This window comes from Bradyrhizobium sp. LCT2 (assembly GCF_009931255.1).
Taxonomy (GTDB): Bacteria; Pseudomonadota; Alphaproteobacteria; order Rhizobiales; family Xanthobacteraceae; genus Bradyrhizobium; species Bradyrhizobium diazoefficiens.
The window spans coordinates 122,830-139,582 of record NZ_CP034431.1 but is presented as its reverse complement, the minus strand read 5'-3'; the positions used below and the strand labels follow the sequence as shown (position 1 = coordinate 139,582).

Genomic DNA, 16,753 nt, shown 5'->3' with positions numbered 1-16,753 from the left:
GGTTGAATCGGCTCAAGTCTTTCCGGTCGATTTGTTCTGGGCGACCCTCTGATCGAGCTTGGCGTTGGCAAGGCCGAGCGTCGACGTGCCGAACGAGCCCGGCGCGCCGATCGCCTGATCGCGCGCGGCGGAGGCGAGCGCGCCGCCCGCCGTGCCGATGCCTTGCGTCATGGCCTTGAGGGCGGCTGCGCCAAACGAGGCGCCGTCGGCACGCGCGGCACTGAACCCGGCTGCCCCTGCCCTTGCGCCGCCCATGGCAAGCGTGGCGCCGCCGGCCGCGAAGCTCGCCGCCTGTCCCGCATGCTTCACCACTTCCATGCCGCTGCCGACGGAGACGCCCTGCACGACGCCTTGGACGATGCTCGGCACGTACATCGAGATGATGAAGACGACGACCGAGATGCCGCCGATCGCCAGTGTCCCGACAAAGGCGTCGTTGCCGGTGCCGGTCTGGTTGGCGAGGTTCAGCAAGGCGTCGGAGCCGATCTTGGCGATCATCACCAGCGCCATCAGCTTCATGCCGACCGAGAAGGCGTAGACGAGATAGCGGATCGCAAAATCCTTGGTGAAGGACGAGCCGCCGAGACCGAGCATGATCATGCCGGCGAGCAGACCGACATACATCTCGACCATCACCGCCACGAAGATCGCCGCGACCAGTGAGAAGGCGATCACCACGATCACCATGGCGAACACCGAGGCAATCGCGAGCGCATTGTCCTGGAACAGGCCGAACTGCGCGTTCTGCGACATCGCGGAGGCAACCTTGAGACCCGCGTTGAACACATCCGCCGGCGACGCCGAGCCGCCGCCAGCACCGATCTGATACAGACTGTCGACGACCGCTTTTGCGAAGTTCGGTCCTTGGTCGAGCACGAATGCGAAGAAGCCGATAAACATGATCCGCCGCACCATCTCGGCGAACCACGCGTCGAGGGTTGCGGTCTGAATGGCGAGCCAGACCGCGGCAAGTCCGACTTCGATGCCAGCGAGGATCCAGAACAACGACTTGGCCGCCCGCATGACGGTCGTCTGCCAGCCCTTGGCGGCCGTCGTCACCGAATTTTCCAGCGTCGTGAGAACGCTGCCGTCCTGCTGCGCCAGTGCCGGATGCGCAGCAACGACGATGCCGATCGCAATGATCAGAACAAACCCCGGTTTAATCCCACGCACCCCCTGCCCCCTTTATCCTACCAACGCGGTTTCATCTGCTGGCCGCCGGACGTCTTGTAGTCCTGCGGAGATTTGAAGAAGTCGCTGGAACGCGATGCAGCCGGCTGCCCCGGCCCGTACGCGCGCAGCGCGAAGACGAGCCAGGCTCCTGCAGCGCCGGCGCCGATCACGAGGACGACGATGATGATCGTGGACGGTCTCACCAGCGCGGCTCCATGGTCTGGCCGCCGGAGGTCGCGGGCGAGGTCGCGTTGAAGAACTGCTCCCGGCGCGCCTGCGACAGGTCCTTGCTCGCCTGCGAAGACTGAAACCAGGTCGCCATCATCGTCGTCTGCTGCGCGATCAGACCGCGCAGCTTCTGCATCTGGGCGACTTCCTGCGCGGCGATCTCATGGCCGACCTGCAGGGCTTTCATCTGGCCGTCGGCGCTCTCCGAAGCGGTCTTGAGTTGCGTCATCGTCGAGTTCTCGGTCGCGAACTGTTGCGAGGTGAGACCCGCCGCCTGCAGCGTGCCCGAGATCGTGTCGCGGTTGGTCGCCGACCAGGTCTGGTAGGTCGAGGCGAAGCTCGCGCCGTTCGGCAGATTGGTCTTGAACTGCGCGTAGCTCTGGAAGCGCTGCTTGAGCACGTCATCGATGTTGCCCATCGAGAACGCCATGCCCTGGCCTTGGTTGACGATGTTCTGCAGCTGCTTGAGGTCGTTCTCGGCCTGCCCCCAGACATGTGAGGGCAACTGCGCTGTGTTCTGCAGCATGTTCTGGTAGATCCTCAGCTGGTTCTGAATCTGCTGGGCGAGCTGCGCGATCTGCTGAATCTGGTTGTTGATCTGCGTCGTCGACTGACCGACGAGGCTGACCAGTTCGCCGTTGTTGAGAATTTGCGTGAACTCGGTCGCGCCGCCGGCCGCGGCGCCGGCGAAGGCTGGACCGGCCGCCGGCGATCCGATGATCGTGGCGACGATGAACGTCCTACAAATCGGCGAGAAGCGTCTCGGCATGGCCGATCCCCCTTTCCTTGAGCCAGTGAACGGGCCAATTGGCCTCGGCCTTCTGCAGCGCCAGGATGCGCTTCAGGTCGTCCTTGCCGGACGCACCGACGAAGGAGAGCGCGACGGGTCCGAGCGCCATGTTGAAGAGGCGACGGCCTTCTGGCGAGGCGACGTAGTATTCCCGCTTGGGGACCGCGGTGGCCACGATCTCGATCTGCCGCTCATTGAAGCCGATACGCTCGTAGAACTCGCGTGTGCCGGGCTCGCGGGCGCCGCCATTCGGCAGGCAGATCTTTGTCGGGCAACTTTCCTTCAGCACATCGATAATGCCGGAGCGCTCGGCATCCGAGATCGACTGCGTCGCGAGCAGCACCGCGCAATTGGCCTTGCGCAGCACCTTCAGCCATTCGCGGATCTTGTCGCGGAAGACAGGATGGCCGAGCATCAACCAGGCCTCGTCAAGAATGATCAGACTTGGGCTGCCGGTCAGCCTTTTCTCGATTCGCCGGAACAGGTAGGTCAGAACCGGGACCAGGTTGCGCTCGCCCATATTCATCAGCTGCTCGATCTCGAAGGTTTGGAACGATCCGAGCAGCAAGCCGTCCCTCTCGGCATCGAGCAGTTGGCCCATCGGGCCGTCGACCGTGTAATGGTGCAGCGCGTCCTTGATTTCGCGCATCTGCACGCCCGACACGAAGTCCGAGAGCGATCGTCCACGGGCCTCGGCCATCAGGCCGATCTGCCGCGAGATGGCGTTGCGATGGTCGGGCGTGATCAGGACGCCTTGCACGGCGACGAGCGTCTCCACCCATTCGGCCGCCCAGGCGCGATCGGTGTCCGTGGACAAGTCCGACAATGGGCAGAAGGCGAGCGGCGCCGCGCCGTCGGCATCGTCGCCGATCTCGTAGTGGTCGCCGCCGGCGGCCAGCGTCAGCGGCAGCATGGAACGGCCCTTGTCGAAGGCGAAGATCTGCGCGCCGGCATAACGGCGAAATTGCGCTGCGATCAGCGCGAGCAGCGTCGACTTGCCGGAGCCAGTCGGCCCGAACACCAAGGTATGACCGACGTCGTCGACATGCAGGTTCAGCCGGAAGGGTGTGGAGCCGGATGCGACCTGCATCAACGGCGGGGAGGCGGGAGGATAGAACGGGCATGGCGCGGTCGGATTGCCCGACCACACCGAATTGAGCGGGATCAGGTCGGCGAGGTTACGCGTATTGATGAGCGGCTCGCGGATATTGGCGTACCAATTGCCCGGCAGGCTGCCGAGAAAGGCTTCCGTCGCGTTCAGCGTTTCGATGCGCGCGCCAAAACCTTCGGCCTGGATCAGGCGACGGACCGCCTCGGCCTTCTCCTGCAGGCGCGCGCTGCTCTCGTCGAACAGCACGATGACCGGCGTGTAATAGCCATAGGCGACGAGTTGCGAAGAGGCTTCCGCGATCGCGTCCTCGGTCTCGGCCACCATGGCGGCCGCATCCTGGTCGATCGAGCGGCTTTGCGTTTGGAAGAGCTGGTCGATGAAGGGGCGGACCTTCTGCTGCCACTTCTTTCGGGTGCGCTCGAGCTTCTGCCGCGCGTCCTGGTCGTCGAGGAACATGAAACGCGACGACCAGCGATAGGTCAGCGGCATCAGATCGAGGGAATTGAGGATTCCCGGCCAGCTCTCGGCCGGAAAGCCGTCGATTGCGACCACGCCGAGAAAGCGGTTCTCTACCGTCGGCGACAGGCCGTGCTGGAGCTCGGCCGTTGCCAGCCAGTCGAGATACATTGGAATATCCGGCAAGCGGATCGGATGATTCTCGCCGGTGATGCAGAAGCGGATGAACTGGAACAGTTCGTCGTAGCGCGCCATGCGCGTGCCATCGCGCTCCTCCACCTCGCGCGTTTCCATGCGGCGGATGGACAGGACGCTCGCGAGATACTGCTCGACTTCGCGGATCGAAGTGCGGAAGCTCTCAATCGCCGTATCAGCATAGGAGGCTGATCGGCTCTCGACGTCGGAATAGATGTAGCGCGCAAGACCCGCGCGCCGCCGCTCCGGCGGCCGCCAGGACAGGATGATCGCGTGGCGGCTCTCGAAATGTCCCCTTTCCTGCTCGAACCGGCTGCGACGCTCATCGTCGATCGCCCGCGTCACCGGATCTGGGAAGTAGCAGTCTTGCCGCGCCGGATAGTCCGTGGTCGGCACCCGCACCGCCTCGACCTGGATCATCCAGCCGGAGCCAAGGCGCGCCAGGATCGTGTTGATCTGGCGTGAGACCTCGTTGCGTTCGGCATCCGTCGAGCTCTCGGAGTCTGGCCCGGCAAAATACCAGCCCGCCATCAGCGAGCCGTCCTTCAACAGCACGATGCCGTTCGCAACGAGCCCTGCGTACGGCACGAGATCGGCGAAGGACGGGCCGGAGTGACGGAAGGAGCGCAGCGCGACCATGAGCGGACCTCAGTAGCGACGCCAGGGCGTCGCGGTCGCCCGGTAGTGAGGCCGATAGGAGATGTGACGGGCATAGACCCGCCGCATCATCGGGTCCGCCTTGGCCATCATCCGCAGCGCCGCGACGACCACGATCCAGATCGCTGCGCCAAGGATCGCGGCGTACCAGGTGAGCACGACGAAGATCAGGATGACGGCGGCAAGGCCGGTCAGCAGCACGAGCTCGCGATCGGCGCCGAACAGCAGGTTCGGCCGCGACAGCGCGCGATGGATACGATTGCGTCGAAGATTGGCGCCGACCTCAGCCATGGCCGAGGTCCCCTGCCGCTGAGCGTGTGACATCACCGATCGACGCGCCGCTCGCACCGAATAGAGCCACGATCTGTGTGGCGCCGAGGAGAATGCCGGCGACAAGCACGACATACATGAGGCGTCGCGCAAAGTCGTTGAGTTCGCCGCCGAAGATCAACATGCCGCCTGCAACGGCCACAGCTGCAAGCGCGATGAAGCCGGCCACTGGACCGGTGATGGATTGCTGGATCTGCTGAAGCGGGCTCTCCCAAGGCAGATTGCCGCCGCCGCTGGTCGACGCAAAAACCGGATCCAACATCACGAGTACAAGCAGCACGCCGCCGGCACCTACAATCATCATGCGGTTAAGCGACATGGCGTTCCTCCTTCGGGGTATAGGATTGGGTTTGGTATTGGCCCGCTGAGAAGCTCTCGACATGGAGCACGTCACGGACCTGGCGGCCGCGATCCGTTCGTTCGATCGAGACGATCAGATCGACCGCCTCGCCGATGACCTCGCGCATGGGCTGTTGGCTGGCTTCGGTTGTGAGCTGCTCGAGACGGCGCAGCGCCGAAGAAGCGCTGTTGGCGTGAATGGTTGTGATGCCGCCGGGATGGCCGGTATTCCACGCCTTGAGCAGCGTGAGCGCAGCGCCGTCGCGTACCTCTCCGACGATGATGCGATCGGGCCGCAGACGCATCGTGCTCTTGAGCAAGCGGGCCATATCGACCGTGTCGCTCGTGTGAAGCGAGACGGCGTTGTCGGCCGCGCACTGGATCTCGGCCGTGTCTTCCAGAATGACCAGGCGGTGTTCCGGTGCGTGCGCCACGATCGCCGCGATCACGGCATTGGCGAGTGTTGTCTTACCTGAGCCCGTGCCGCCCGACACGACGATGTTCAGGCGCGAAGCGATGGCGTTGCGGATGACCGCAAGGTGGTCGGCCGTCATCACGCCCTGCGTCACGTAATCCTCGAGATCGAACAGACGCGAAGCCCGCTTTCGGATCGTGAATGTGGGGGCGCCGACGACGGGCGGCAGCAATCCTTCGAAGCGATGACCGCCGATCGGCAATTCCCCCGAAATGATCGGACGCTCGTCGTCGGCCTCCGATTGCAGCGCATGGGCGACACTGCCGATGATGATCTCGGCGGTCGCCCCCAGCATGGTCCCGGCAGCTGTCATCCCGTGGCCTAGTCGTTCAATGAACAACCGGCCATCCGGATTGAGCATCACCTCGACGACCGCCGGATCATCGAGCGCGGCGCAGATCTGGTCGCCCAGGGCATCCTGGAGTTTGCGGACGAGCCGCGAATGTGAACGAAGTTCGGCCATATCGCTCACGCAGCGACGCGCTGAAGGTGCCGCAGGTCGGACCGATAGCCAGGCGGGCACACCCGTTCGAAGCTTGCCTGGTCGGCCGGCAGGATGCCGGCGACGCTCATGGTCTCGCCGATGAGCTTTACGTCGCCAAGGCGCGTCATCGGCCAGCCCGCCCGTTGCAGGATGCGTTCGAAGCGCACGTCCGTTGCCGTGGCGATCTCGACGAAGCCATTCGACATCGACCACTCGATCATTCCCGCGAACAACGTCAGCGTGGCTTCGTGGAGGAACCGGCCTCCCCTCCTCTTCCCGACACGCGTGTCGACGCAAAAGCGCGAGCTCTCGATCATGGTCGATTTGCCCCGTAGCCGGCCGCCCGGGAGCAGTTGCGGGAAGGTCTGTGACAGCATGGTTGGACCCGAGGTCGGAAGCAGACGGGCACAGCCTGCGACTTCGCCGAGATCTGTCAGGGCCAGGATGTAGGTCGGGTCGAGCGCGTCGTATTCATCGCGCTCGCGGCCGTACTCGATCTTGACCTGCCAACCGAGCCGGTCGGCGAACACTCGGGCGCGCAACTGATGCATCTCATCGACCAGAGACCCCAATCCGCCGTGCTCGTTTGCATCGATCGCAATTGCCCGCATTCGTCGAATCCTCCGTCGCGTTCGCGTGAACGGAGGCAAGTCAGCACGGCGCGGCGGCTCGTACGCTCTGTTGAATTACCGGGGGGCCGACGAGGTCCGAGTCGCGGTGAGTCGCGCCTTCGGCGTCGGATTTGGTGGGCTTGCAGCTCTAGTCGAGGCCAAAAGGATCGCTTTGACTGTAGAATTAACGGGGCAGAAAACCACGCGGCCGCACTCCACGAGCCCTTCGTAAGTCCTCGATAAGATGAGACGAATCCGGACGAATCACTCGCTCGTTCTGCGCGGCTGAGAATAGCCGTTAAGATTTTGTTAACCTTAAAGGACTTGCCACACAGGCCGAATCTCCCATACTGGCGCCTGACCGGCACGTTATGCCCTTTATGGCGCTATTTTCTAGGTGGGTGGATTAGGATGGGCCTGCTCCCGACATTCGAGTTCGACGAGAAAATCCTCGCACAGGGCGACGAGATCTCAAGGAAGCTTGATCAGCTTCGCCTGGAGAAATTTCCTCCGGACGCGAAGAAGACGCTACGTCTGTTCCCGATGTCGGAAGTCGCCCACTATCTCGGCGTCAGCCCGAATAACCTCAAAAGACTACATCTCGAAAAGAAAGGTCCGGAGCCCACTATCGCAGGTAGTGGAAGGCGCTTCTATACCGCGGAACAGATGATGGAGCTGCGGCACTATCTCGACAAAAACGGACGGTCAGACGCGAAGAAATACGTCCCCTCCCGCAAGCCCGGCGAGAAACTCCAGGTTATCGCTGTTGTTAATTTCAAGGGGGGCTCTGGGAAGACCACGACGGCCGCCCATCTGAGCCAGCATCTCGCCCTGACCGGGCATCGTGTGCTCGCAATTGACCTGGATCCGCAGGCCTCACTCTCGGCGCTTCACGGCTTTCAGCCGGAGCTCGATCGGAATCCGTCGCTGTACGACGCGATCCGGTACGACGAAAAGCGTCGGCCCGTTGCCGACGTCATTCTGCCGACCAATTTCCCTTTGCTTGAGATCATCCCGGCAAACCTCGAGCTTCAGGAATACGAGTACGACACGCCGCTCTCGATGCAGGGCTCGAACGAGGGGAAGCGGTTCTATGAACGCCTCGGCCGCGCGCTTGAGGAAGTAGACGATCGATTCGATGTCGTCGTAGTTGATTGCCCGCCGCAACTGGGCTTCCTGACGCTGACAGCGCTGACCGCTTCCAGCTCTGTTCTGATTACCGTCCATCCGCAGATGCTGGACCTTATGTCCATGAGCCAGTTCCTGCTGATGCTCGGAAACTTCGTTAGGGCAATCCGGGAGAAGGGCGCGCCCGTCAAAATCGACTGGCTTCGATATTTGATCACCCGATTCGAGCCCACGGATATTCCGCAAACCCAAATGCTGGGCTTCATGCAGTCAATGCTCGCTGAGGAGATCCTCAAGAACCCCATGCTGAAGTCGACTGCCATCTCGGACGCAGGACTGACGAAGCAGACCTTGTATGAGGTCGAACGCGGCAGCTTCAATCGGGACACCTACGATCGTGCCATTGAGGCACTCGACGCGGTGAATTTCGAGATTCAGGCGCTCATCCACCGGGCGTGGGGGCGTCTGTAATGTTGACCGCAGTCAAAACCGCCGAAAATCTCTGCGACTTCAAGAGCCTAAGGCGAAACGGGAGGTTTGGTCATGGCTCGTAAAAACCCCTTCGCCAACATTCTTGACGATCAGCGGCCCGCGGTTGACGACGTCGCCGCCGATCACAAACGGCCGTCCCGTCCGGTGTCCGACTATGCGGCCAAGGCGCGTCTCGCTCGCTCCTTAAGTCGCTCGACGAGCTTGCGGCTAGGGCCGACAAACTCGTCGAGGGTGAAACGGTCGTCGAGCTTGAGCCCGACTTGATCGACGCTTCGTTCGTCCGCGATCGTCGTGCTGACGATGAGGCCGAGTTCAACCAGCTGCTGGAGCGGATCCGCGAGCGCGGCCAGGACTCCCCTATTTTGGTCAGGCCGAATCCGAAGTCGGACGGCCGGTACATGGTGGTCTTCGGACATCGCCGCTGGAAAGTCGCTCAGGCTCTCGGCCGAAAGGTGCGCGCCGTCGTCAAGGACATCGAGGATCGAGAGCATGTGCTTGCGCTCGGTCAGGAGAACGCCGCGCGTGCGGACGTTCCATTTATCGATCGCGCCCTCTTCGCCGCCGACGTTGTGCGTCTCCGTTACGACGAAGACAATGCAATCATTCTGAGCGCGCTCTCGATCGACCGAACGACACTCTCAAAGATGCTGTCGGTCGCAGGCCTGCCCCCCCCCATCTTGGAGGCCATCGGCCAAGCGAAGAACGTCGGCCGCGATCGCTGGTATGAGTTGAAGCTGCTGCTCGATAGCCCGGCAATCCAGGAGCGCGCTCTCGAGACCATTCGGGACGAGGCCTTTTCCGCGCTGTCGAGCGATGCGCGGTTCGACTTTCTGGTCCGCAAATTGAGGTCGAAGCCGACACGCAAGCAGAACCAGCCGAGCAGGCGAAACTGGACACCCCCGGACAGCGCACTCTCGGCGGAGATTTCAGCCGAAGGGAAGAAGTTCACACTGGCGCTCAAGGCCAAGACATCTGACGCCCGCGCGTTCGGCGAGTATCTCTCGGAGAACCTCGATCAACTCTACGAGGCGTTCCGCAGAGGGTCGATTCCACAGGAGACAGGAGACTAACCCAGCAAAAGAAAAAGGCCCCCGAAACGAGGTTCCGGAAGCCCTTCTCTGTTACGTTTGGCGACTGACAGAATCCCACTTCCGCGAATCGGTGTCAAGCCCAACCGGCCGCAGTCATGCGCTCGTTTTGGAGGGCGGACTTCTTTTGCCTAGCGATAGGTGAAGAACAATGCAGACACCCTTATCAACGACGCCCTTTGGGCGGCGGCCGATGACGCTTGGCATGATTTCAAGCCAGCTGGCCGCAAAGGCAAAACCAGAGACAGCCATTGTTCACAAATGGCACGTCTTTCAGCACATCAAGGAGGCGCGCCAGGTTCTGGGTGCCACCGACCGTGCGCTGACAATCCTGCACGCGCTGTTGTCATTCCATCCCGAGACTGCGCTGGAGCCCGACGGCGAGCTGATCGTCTGGCCTTCCAACGAGCAGCTGATGGCGCGGGCCAACGGGATGCCGCCGACGACGCTGCGCCGGCATATTTCCGTCCTGGTCGACTGCGGTCTGGTCATTCGCAGGGACAGCCCGAACGGCAAACGCTACGCACGCAAGGGGCAGGGCGGAGAGATCGAGCAAGCCTACGGCTTTGACCTGGCTCCGATCGTGGCCCGCGCCGAGGAGTACAAGACGCTCGCGAGCGCCGTGCAGGCCGAGAAGAAGGCGTTCCGCGTTGCCAAGGAGCGGCTCACCATCCTGCGCCGGGACATCGTCAAGATGATCGAAGCCGGGCTGGACGAGGGCGTCCCGGGAAACTGGAAGCGGTTTCAGCAGGCCTACCAGGAGATCGCCGGGCGGATTCCGCGGACTGCCCCACGGCGGCTCCTGGAAAGCCTCGGCGGCGAAATGGAAAAGCTCTGGCGTGAGATCCGTGAGCTATTGGAAACTTTCGCCAAAACACAGAATCCGGACGCCAATGAGTCCCATTCTGGTTGCCACATACAGAATTCAAATCCAGATCCTTCATCTGAATCTGAACGAGGCCTAGCGAAGGAAGATGAAGCGGGCGGCAACGCCGCGGCTAACCACAACCTGCGGAGCTTGCCGAAACGCGAGCTCCCCTTGGGAATTGTGTTGGATGCCTGCCCGAACATGCGCTGGCTGATCAAAGGCAGCGAAATCCGGCACTGGAAGGATTTGGTGGCTGCGGCGGAGCTTGCCCGGCCGCAGCTGGGGATCAGCCCGAGCGCCTGGCGCGAGGCCAGGGAGGTGCTGGGTGACCAACAGGCCGCGATTACGCTGGCCGCGATCTACCAGAAAGCGGACCAGATCAACAGCGCCGGCGGCTATCTGCGAAGCCTGACCGACCGCGCCAAGGCGGGCAAATTCTCCGTTTGGCCGATGATCATGGCCTTGCTGCGCGCCAAGCTGGACGGGTCGAAGCCAACCCCGCCGCCCGCGGGTGGTCCCGCCGAGCCGGGCAAACCCACGCAACCCGGCGCCTACCAAGCCAATGCCGAATTGCGCGCCTCAATGGCCAGGCGGCCGAAATGACCCGAAACGGCGCCAGGAAGGACTCAGTCGTAGCAGACGACTCGGCTACGGTTTTCGGGCAGAGACCGGGGAGGGCGACTTGACCAGAGACACGACATCAGTCGGCGGCGCGATCGCATCCGCCCTCGAACGGGCCGAGGAGCTGCGCAGCCTCAGCGACCGCCCGGCTCGGGTGCGGATCATGACGATCTTTGGCGATGATCGCTCGGGTCTCACGATTAACGCCCGGATCGCGGCGCGCACCCCGGCCGAGCATCGGGCTCAGGAAGGCCTCGGGACACGGTGTATCCCATGGGACGAGCTCGACGCGCGCGCCGGCGAGATCGTTGGCCTGGTGGATGCGGTGGTGGGCGAAGTGACGCTTGCCGTCCAAAACACCCCGCCTGTGCCGCGGCCGAGCCGCTCCGAAGACGATCTTGAGCTTGCGGTGTTCGACGATCTGATTGACGAACTCGGGCAGACGATTACCCTGTCTGCTCTTTCCGTGCTGGAGAAGCATCCGGCGAAGCAGGTCTCACGCGAGCTGGGCAGCGAAGCCGCCATGTTGGCCGCACTGAAATTCGCGGTACTTGCGGCCTATACGGGCCACGTCGGCCTGAATGATGCCCAGGACGAGCTCCGAATGGCGATGGGGGAGGTGATGAACAAGATGCTCGCTTCGCCCGAGTTGGCGCGTCGACCAAACCTGAATTCGTAAACCGCATACAGCTTGTCGGAGTTCTGTTTGCCAATGCCCAACATCAGGCTGGCGGACCAGAGCTCGTCGTGGAACTCCGGGGCTTGCGGGATTACCGGGATTTCCGTATACTGCGGAAATTAGGAGGATAGAGGATTTCGTGCGGCTGTCGAAGCGCGAGCGCCGTGTTCAGCGCACCGTTGATCTGAGCAAGGCGGACATCGCCGCGGTCGAAGCCTCGGAGATGGCACCGGGTTCCGAGCACCTCAACGCTGAACTCGACGCAAAACATGCTGCCGACTGAGATTCGGATCGGCTGGATTTTTCGTACGCGTATCTGTGGGACTGGCAGCACCGTGAAGGGCGCGAGGAGGGCGACAAGGATCGGCCCTGCCTCGTGCTGGCGATCGTCGCGACTGACGAAGCGGGCACGTCCATCGTCCGAGTGCTGCCGATTACCCACACCCCTCCAGCGAATCCGGCCGATGCGATCGAGATTCCGCCTGCGGTGAAGGCGCGGCTCCGGCTCGATGATGAGCGCTCCTGGATCGTGTTGATCGAGAGCAATCGCTTTACTTGGCCGGGCCCGGACCTTCGGCCAATCGACAGCGATAGCGGCTATTACGGCGCGCTGCCGCCAAAGCTGTTTACTGAGGTCAAGCGGCGCTTCGTGGCGATCGCCCGCCGTGAGGTCGAGACCAGCACGCCCCACCAAAGCGTGCCGCGCACGACGTGAGCACCATCAGCCGGTTACAGTTCCGGGCCATTCCGTCTGGAGGAGGTATGGGGCTGTTTCGGCGCTCATAGGCCTTGGTGAGATTCACCCGGAAGCGGTCGCGACCCCGACGTTGACCTTGAAGCCCTCATCCGGGAAGAGCGGCGTCCCCACACAGTTTAAGTTTTGATCGTTCCAAGCCCGAACGCACCCGCCTCTTTCCGCAAACAGCGCTATCGGAGATCGGTCTGCGCGAAGTCGTTACCCTTGTAGAGGAGCGGGATTCGGTAAGCCTTGGCGCAGGCATAGGCGAAGCAGTCCCCGAAATTGAGCTGCGCGGGATGATCGACCAGGCGGCTATAGGTCTGCGCCGCTTCGAGGGCTTTGCGACCGATATCCGACGAGACGGAAATTTCCTGTGCACCGAGCCCGATGACGAATTCCCGCACCGCGGTTTCCGCCTTGGCGAGGAGGGCGGCGTCGCGTGGTAAGCCGGTTTCGCGGGCGAGCTTCGCGGCAAGCGACGCGGCCGACTCGAACAATACGAGGGGTGAGACGAAGAAGCCCGTTTTCGAGCCGTTCAAGCGGCCGGCGAGCTCGGGTCCATCCGGCTCGCCGCCGAGAATAGCGACAATGGCCGAGGCATCGAGGAACATCAGACGCCCCACATCTCGTCGGTGAAGGCCTTCATGTCGAAATCGTCCGTGCCAGCGAGGCCGCGCTCCGCAGCGTTGGCCCGAATGCCAGCGACGATCGCGAGAGCATTGCCGATTCGTTGGCTCGGCAGCATATTCTCAGTTTGGCGCTTGATCTCGTGCTCGAGCGCGAGACGCACGGCTTCTGTTTTGGTCCGCGAGCCTGTCATGGCCTGGAGCCGGCTGGCGAGGTCGTCGACCTGATCGTCACGAATGAACAGGGGCATGAGATATCTCCTTGTGGATATCTATCATATCCATATTGGGATATCCATGGTAATTGCCGCATGTGCGCCAGTCAGGTCCGGTCTATCCGTCTGGAGGAAAGCGGACCGTGCGCGGTGGTGCGAGCGAGGCCGGTATTCGGCGGTCAAAGGCCCGCGGCCTTGGTGAGATTCACCCGGAAGCGGTCGCGACGCCGCTGATAGCGGCGGGTCTGCTCAGCGCTGGCGTGCCCGAGCTGCTTCTGGACATAGCGCTCGTCCACTTCGGCCGAGGAGGCGAGGCCGGCGCGCAGCGAATGCCCGGCGAATTTCTCGACCCGTTCGCCTTCGGTCAGATCGGCGCGCACCCCGGCGGCCAGCGCGGCGCGTTTGACCAGCCGGGCGACCTGTTGATCGTTCAGGCGATCCGGTCCGACGTCTTTGCCTTGGCCGGTTACCCGGCGGAAGATCGGTCCATGGCCGATCCGCGCGAGCTTCAGCCAGGTCTGCAAGGCAACGAGCGGGCAGGTCGCGTCGGACGAGCCGCGGCCGATCTCGATCTCGCGCCAGCCGGTTTTGCCGCGCAGGGTGACGATCATGCCCTTGTCGAGGATCTCGACCCAGCCTTGGCCGTCCTCGGTGTCGTCGCGATGGACGTCGAGGCCGACGATCTCGGAGCGGCGCAGGCCACCTGCAAAGCCGAGCAGCAGCATCGCGCGGTCCCGCAAGCCCCGCAGGGTGCCGCGATCGAGCGTCTCGAGCATGGCGATGACGTCCTCCGGCAGCACGGCCTCCTTCTGCCGGGGCGGGGCGCCATGGGTGTTGCGGATGCCCGCGAGGACGGTCGCGATATGCCGGTCCGCGCGGTCGAGCGGCGTGCCGCGCTGGGCATAGTTCCAGGTCAGGGCCGAGAGCCGACGCTCGATCGTCGCGACCGAATTCGCCTGGCGATCGGCCGTCGCGGCGCCCGAAGCGCAGGCGGTGATGTAAAGCCCGACCGTCTGCGGGGAGGGCGGAAGCACCTCAAGGCCCTGGCGCCGGCACCAGCCGGAGAAGTGCTTCCAGTCGGAGGTGTAGGCCCGGCGCGTGTTGGCCGAACTCGCCGCGTCGACATACTCGCGGGCCCGATCGGCGAGCCGTTCGAGATGCGCCGGCAGGCCGGATTGTACTGCCGGAACAGGGGCGGGGAGGGCGGCGCGGCTGTCGTCCGGCGTCTCCCCCGCCGAAAGATCGACGCCTGCCGCCGGGCTCTCACGCGGTCGAGAGCTCTCTGGAGCATGATTTTCCGGGTTCTGGGCGCTGACAACGGGCATGCTCTATATAATGGATAAAACGAACGATAATGCAACATTATCGGTCGTTGTTATCCACCGACGGGCGCGGCGGTTTTATCGAAATAAATGGTCACAAGCGCCGTCGTTTGTTACCCTTAGCCATGCTCTCTCACGCGCGAATCATCCCCGAGTCCCCGCCGACCGTCCCGCCTGTGCCTAGCTGGGCGCGGCAGGGCTCGTCCGCCCAACCGGTTGACGATGCGACGTTTTTTGCCGGCGGCGCGCTTGCCGCGGTCCACCCGATCGCCCGCAGCGAGCACCCCCTCGGTCAGCTCTGGCGCCAACGCCTGGCGCTCGCCAACGCCGCCGTCCTCGCTCGCCAGGGTGGTCGCACCGAGGACGAAGCGGCGTTGCGTGACGCCTGGTATCTGCGCCGCGAGACCAACGACCCGGGGCCGGGCGGACGCATCCTCAAGGCCTGGCGGTATCTCGGCGAGCAGGCCGCCATGGCCCCGACGGACTGGATGCTTACCTTGTCCTCGCTGTTCGAGCTGCGCTTCAATGAAGCGCTTGAGGACGTCGTCACCGCCGCGGCGAAATTGGCGGCAGGACAGAGAAGCGCCGTCGCGGCCGCTGCCGAGATCGCGGCGATAAGCCTGCGCGTCGTCCCCGACAGCGAACCGCTCGCCTTGTGGCTCGCAGACATTGTGCTCGCCCATCGCTTGAAATGGCCGATGGCGGTGCCGCTGCTCGCCGGCCAGCTGCGCCGCGCCGAGCTGCGCGCGGCCGGCAAGGCCGGCGGCCCCGACGAGACCTGGGCGAGGACTTGCGCGCTGGCCTTTGCGCGCGCCGCTGCTGCTGCCGTCGATCTCTACGCCGACCTCGTGCGGCGCGCCCATCGGCTACTTGCCTCCGCGCCGAAGTTGCGGGCCAAGGATGCCGACATGATGGTGGCGATCCTGCTGATGGAGGACGCCCAGGCGGCCGGCGCCGGCAGGACCGCGAGTGACCGCAGCACACGGCGGCTATTCGAGCGGCTCGTCTCGCTCGGCGCGGTGCGCGAGCTGACCGGCCGCCCCACCTTCCGACTGTATGGGCTCTGACATTTTGGGAGGGTGATTTGGGGCGGCGCGCGCGGCCAAAAGAGGATCTCGACATCGAGCTGGCCGAGCTGCCGCCGGAGCTGCGTTGGCGCGAATGGATGGGCCGGGTCGAGGCCGTGATCTTCGCCTCGCCCGCGCCGGTGACGCGCGAAGTTCTGGCGCGCGTTGTCGGCCGCGACTGTAGCATCGATTTTCTGATCGACGACATCTCTGATGAGCTGCGCGGCCGACCTTACGAGCTCGTATCCGTCGCCGGCGGCTGGCAGCACCGGACCCGGAAAAACTTCGCCGAGGCGATCCGGGCTGCGATCGGCGCTGCCGGCGACGACAAGGCTTTATCGCAGACCGAGGCGCTGATCCTCGCCTGCATCGCCTATTACCAGCCAATCAATCGCAGCGAATTGTCATCCTTCTTCGGCAAAGAGGTCAGCCGCGATACCATCGCCCGTCTGCGCGGACTGGAGTTCATCGCTGCCGGGCCGCGCAGCCCCCAGCCCGGCGCGCCCTACACCTATGTGACGACGAAGGCGTTCCTGTCGCACTTCGGCCTGGAGACGCTGCGCGATCTTCCGGACATGGAAGCGCTGGAGGACGCCGGCCTGCTCGGCAAGGACAAAATGCTGGCGGGGGAGTTTCCTGTGCCGGCGTCGGACGAGGCCGACCAACTCGAGGCGGACCGAGACGAAGACGATCATGTGACTTGAATCGCTGCCGAGGCAGTCTCCGACAATGCACTGACCGACGAGCAGTCGCCTCGTTTTCTGTGATCTCCTTGCGCTTCATGCGCAGCAACTACGCGAGCCGGCGCTGCTTACATGCATTGACGAGATATTTTCCCGGTGGGGTTGTCCTTGGGGCCGCGCTCGGGGGGCGCCTGACTGGCTCACTCCCTCTCGTCAGCAGCGAAAGAGGCTGGTCCTTGAGCAGCTAAAGCGACCGTAAGCAGCATGGCAGCCCCGGTCAGCGCATCGCGCTGCTGGCCGGACTCTGCCCGTCGGAGGGGGCATTGTCGTAACTGATTCTCATTGCAACAGCTTGTTGTTCGGGCAAGCTTTCGGA

At 63.6% G+C, this 16,753-nt stretch carries 17 protein-coding genes and 2 pseudogenes; 8 read left to right on the top strand and 11 right to left on the bottom strand.

The features are described 5' to 3' along the window. Window positions 1-12: 12 nt before the first annotated feature. From trbL to traI, 8 genes are read right to left on the bottom strand one after another with little or no spacing between them, the layout of a single operon-like run. Complete coding sequence (trbL, locus tag EI171_RS00540; protein WP_161532292.1) at window positions 13-1,173, bottom strand: P-type conjugative transfer protein TrbL; 1,161 nt, start codon at window positions 1,171-1,173, stop codon at window positions 13-15. Between the two features lie 17 nt (window positions 1,174-1,190). Continuing rightward, window positions 1,191-1,376: an entry exclusion protein TrbK gene (trbK, locus tag EI171_RS00535; RefSeq protein ID WP_161532291.1), complete on the bottom strand. Its 186-nt coding sequence runs from the start codon at window positions 1,374-1,376 to the stop codon at window positions 1,191-1,193. Then, a complete protein-coding gene (gene trbJ, locus EI171_RS00530) occupies window positions 1,373-2,170 on the bottom strand; it encodes a P-type conjugative transfer protein TrbJ (protein ID WP_161532290.1) in 798 nt (265 codons plus the stop codon). Before trbJ ends, trbK begins: the two co-directional genes overlap by 4 nt. Then, window positions 2,142-4,592: a conjugal transfer protein TrbE gene (locus EI171_RS00525; RefSeq protein ID WP_161532289.1), complete on the bottom strand. Its 2,451-nt coding sequence runs from the start codon at window positions 4,590-4,592 to the stop codon at window positions 2,142-2,144. Before EI171_RS00525 ends, trbJ begins: the two co-directional genes overlap by 29 nt. A 9-nt stretch (window positions 4,593-4,601) precedes the next feature. Then, window positions 4,602-4,901, bottom strand: a complete 300-nt coding sequence (locus tag EI171_RS00520) for a conjugal transfer protein TrbD (protein WP_161532288.1) — start codon at window positions 4,899-4,901, stop codon at window positions 4,602-4,604. Further along, window positions 4,894-5,259: a TrbC/VirB2 family protein gene (locus EI171_RS00515; RefSeq protein WP_161532287.1), complete on the bottom strand. Its 366-nt coding sequence runs from the start codon at window positions 5,257-5,259 to the stop codon at window positions 4,894-4,896. The genes EI171_RS00520 and EI171_RS00515 overlap by 8 nt, the downstream gene beginning before the upstream one ends. Further along, on the bottom strand, window positions 5,249-6,217 hold the full coding sequence (trbB, locus tag EI171_RS00510) for a P-type conjugative transfer ATPase TrbB (RefSeq protein ID WP_161532286.1): 969 nt from the start codon (window positions 6,215-6,217) through the stop codon (window positions 5,249-5,251). Before trbB ends, EI171_RS00515 begins: the two co-directional genes overlap by 11 nt. Window positions 6,218-6,222: 5 nt before the next feature. Further along, window positions 6,223-6,849 (bottom strand): acyl-homoserine-lactone synthase TraI, encoded by a 627-nt coding sequence (gene traI, locus EI171_RS00505; RefSeq protein ID WP_161532285.1) that lies wholly within the window; start codon window positions 6,847-6,849, stop codon window positions 6,223-6,225. 411 nt (window positions 6,850-7,260) lie between these two features. On the opposite strand from traI, the gene repA reads away from it, so the two are divergent. The 6 genes and pseudogenes from repA (at window position 7,261) to EI171_RS00475 (ending at window position 12,440) form a co-directional block, all read left to right on the top strand. Beyond that, window positions 7,261-8,448 carry a plasmid partitioning protein RepA gene (gene repA, locus EI171_RS00500; protein WP_161532284.1) on the top strand — a complete coding sequence of 396 codons (1,188 nt, stop codon included), beginning with the start codon at window positions 7,261-7,263 and terminating at the stop codon, window positions 8,446-8,448. 236 nt (window positions 8,449-8,684) lie between these two features. After that, window positions 8,685-9,539 (top strand): annotated as a pseudogene (repB, locus tag EI171_RS00495) (plasmid partitioning protein RepB); the annotation flags it as partial. A 169-nt stretch (window positions 9,540-9,708) separates the two neighbouring features. Then, window positions 9,709-11,028 carry a plasmid replication protein RepC gene (repC, locus tag EI171_RS00490; protein WP_161532283.1) on the top strand — a complete coding sequence of 440 codons (1,320 nt, stop codon included), beginning with the start codon at window positions 9,709-9,711 and terminating at the stop codon, window positions 11,026-11,028. A 79-nt stretch (window positions 11,029-11,107) separates the two neighbouring features. Continuing rightward, a complete protein-coding gene (locus tag EI171_RS00485; RefSeq protein WP_161532282.1) occupies window positions 11,108-11,725 on the top strand; it encodes a hypothetical protein in 618 nt (205 codons plus the stop codon). Window positions 11,726-11,864: 139 nt separating this feature from the next. Beyond that, window positions 11,865-12,008 (top strand): hypothetical protein, encoded by a 144-nt coding sequence (locus tag EI171_RS00480; RefSeq protein WP_371740228.1) that lies wholly within the window; start codon window positions 11,865-11,867, stop codon window positions 12,006-12,008. Further along, window positions 11,995-12,440: pseudogene (locus tag EI171_RS00475) on the top strand (plasmid maintenance toxin (PemK-like)). The gene EI171_RS00480 and the pseudogene EI171_RS00475 overlap by 14 nt, the downstream one beginning before the upstream one ends. Window positions 12,441-12,652: 212 nt before the next feature. Here the strand turns inward: EI171_RS00475 and EI171_RS00470 are convergent. The 3 genes from EI171_RS00470 to EI171_RS00460 all read right to left on the bottom strand — a co-directional run bounded on the left by EI171_RS00470 (window position 12,653) and on the right by EI171_RS00460 (window position 14,630). Next, window positions 12,653-13,075 (bottom strand): type II toxin-antitoxin system VapC family toxin, encoded by a 423-nt coding sequence (locus tag EI171_RS00470; RefSeq protein ID WP_161532281.1) that lies wholly within the window; start codon window positions 13,073-13,075, stop codon window positions 12,653-12,655. Continuing rightward, window positions 13,075-13,341 (bottom strand): type II toxin-antitoxin system VapB family antitoxin, encoded by a 267-nt coding sequence (locus tag EI171_RS00465; RefSeq protein WP_161532280.1) that lies wholly within the window; start codon window positions 13,339-13,341, stop codon window positions 13,075-13,077. The genes EI171_RS00470 and EI171_RS00465 overlap by 1 nt, the downstream gene beginning before the upstream one ends. 143 nt (window positions 13,342-13,484) lie before the next feature. Next, complete coding sequence (locus EI171_RS00460; protein ID WP_161532279.1) at window positions 13,485-14,630, bottom strand: tyrosine-type recombinase/integrase; 1,146 nt, start codon at window positions 14,628-14,630, stop codon at window positions 13,485-13,487. Window positions 14,631-14,659: 29 nt separating this feature from the next. On the opposite strand from EI171_RS00460, the gene EI171_RS00455 reads away from it, so the two are divergent. Next, a complete protein-coding gene (locus tag EI171_RS00455) occupies window positions 14,660-15,694 on the top strand; it encodes a DUF1403 family protein (protein WP_246740220.1) in 1,035 nt (344 codons plus the stop codon). Between the two features lie 17 nt (window positions 15,695-15,711). After that, window positions 15,712-16,398, top strand: a complete 687-nt coding sequence (locus EI171_RS00450) for an SMC-Scp complex subunit ScpB (protein ID WP_161532278.1) — start codon at window positions 15,712-15,714, stop codon at window positions 16,396-16,398. Window positions 16,399-16,753: the final 355 nt, after the last annotated feature.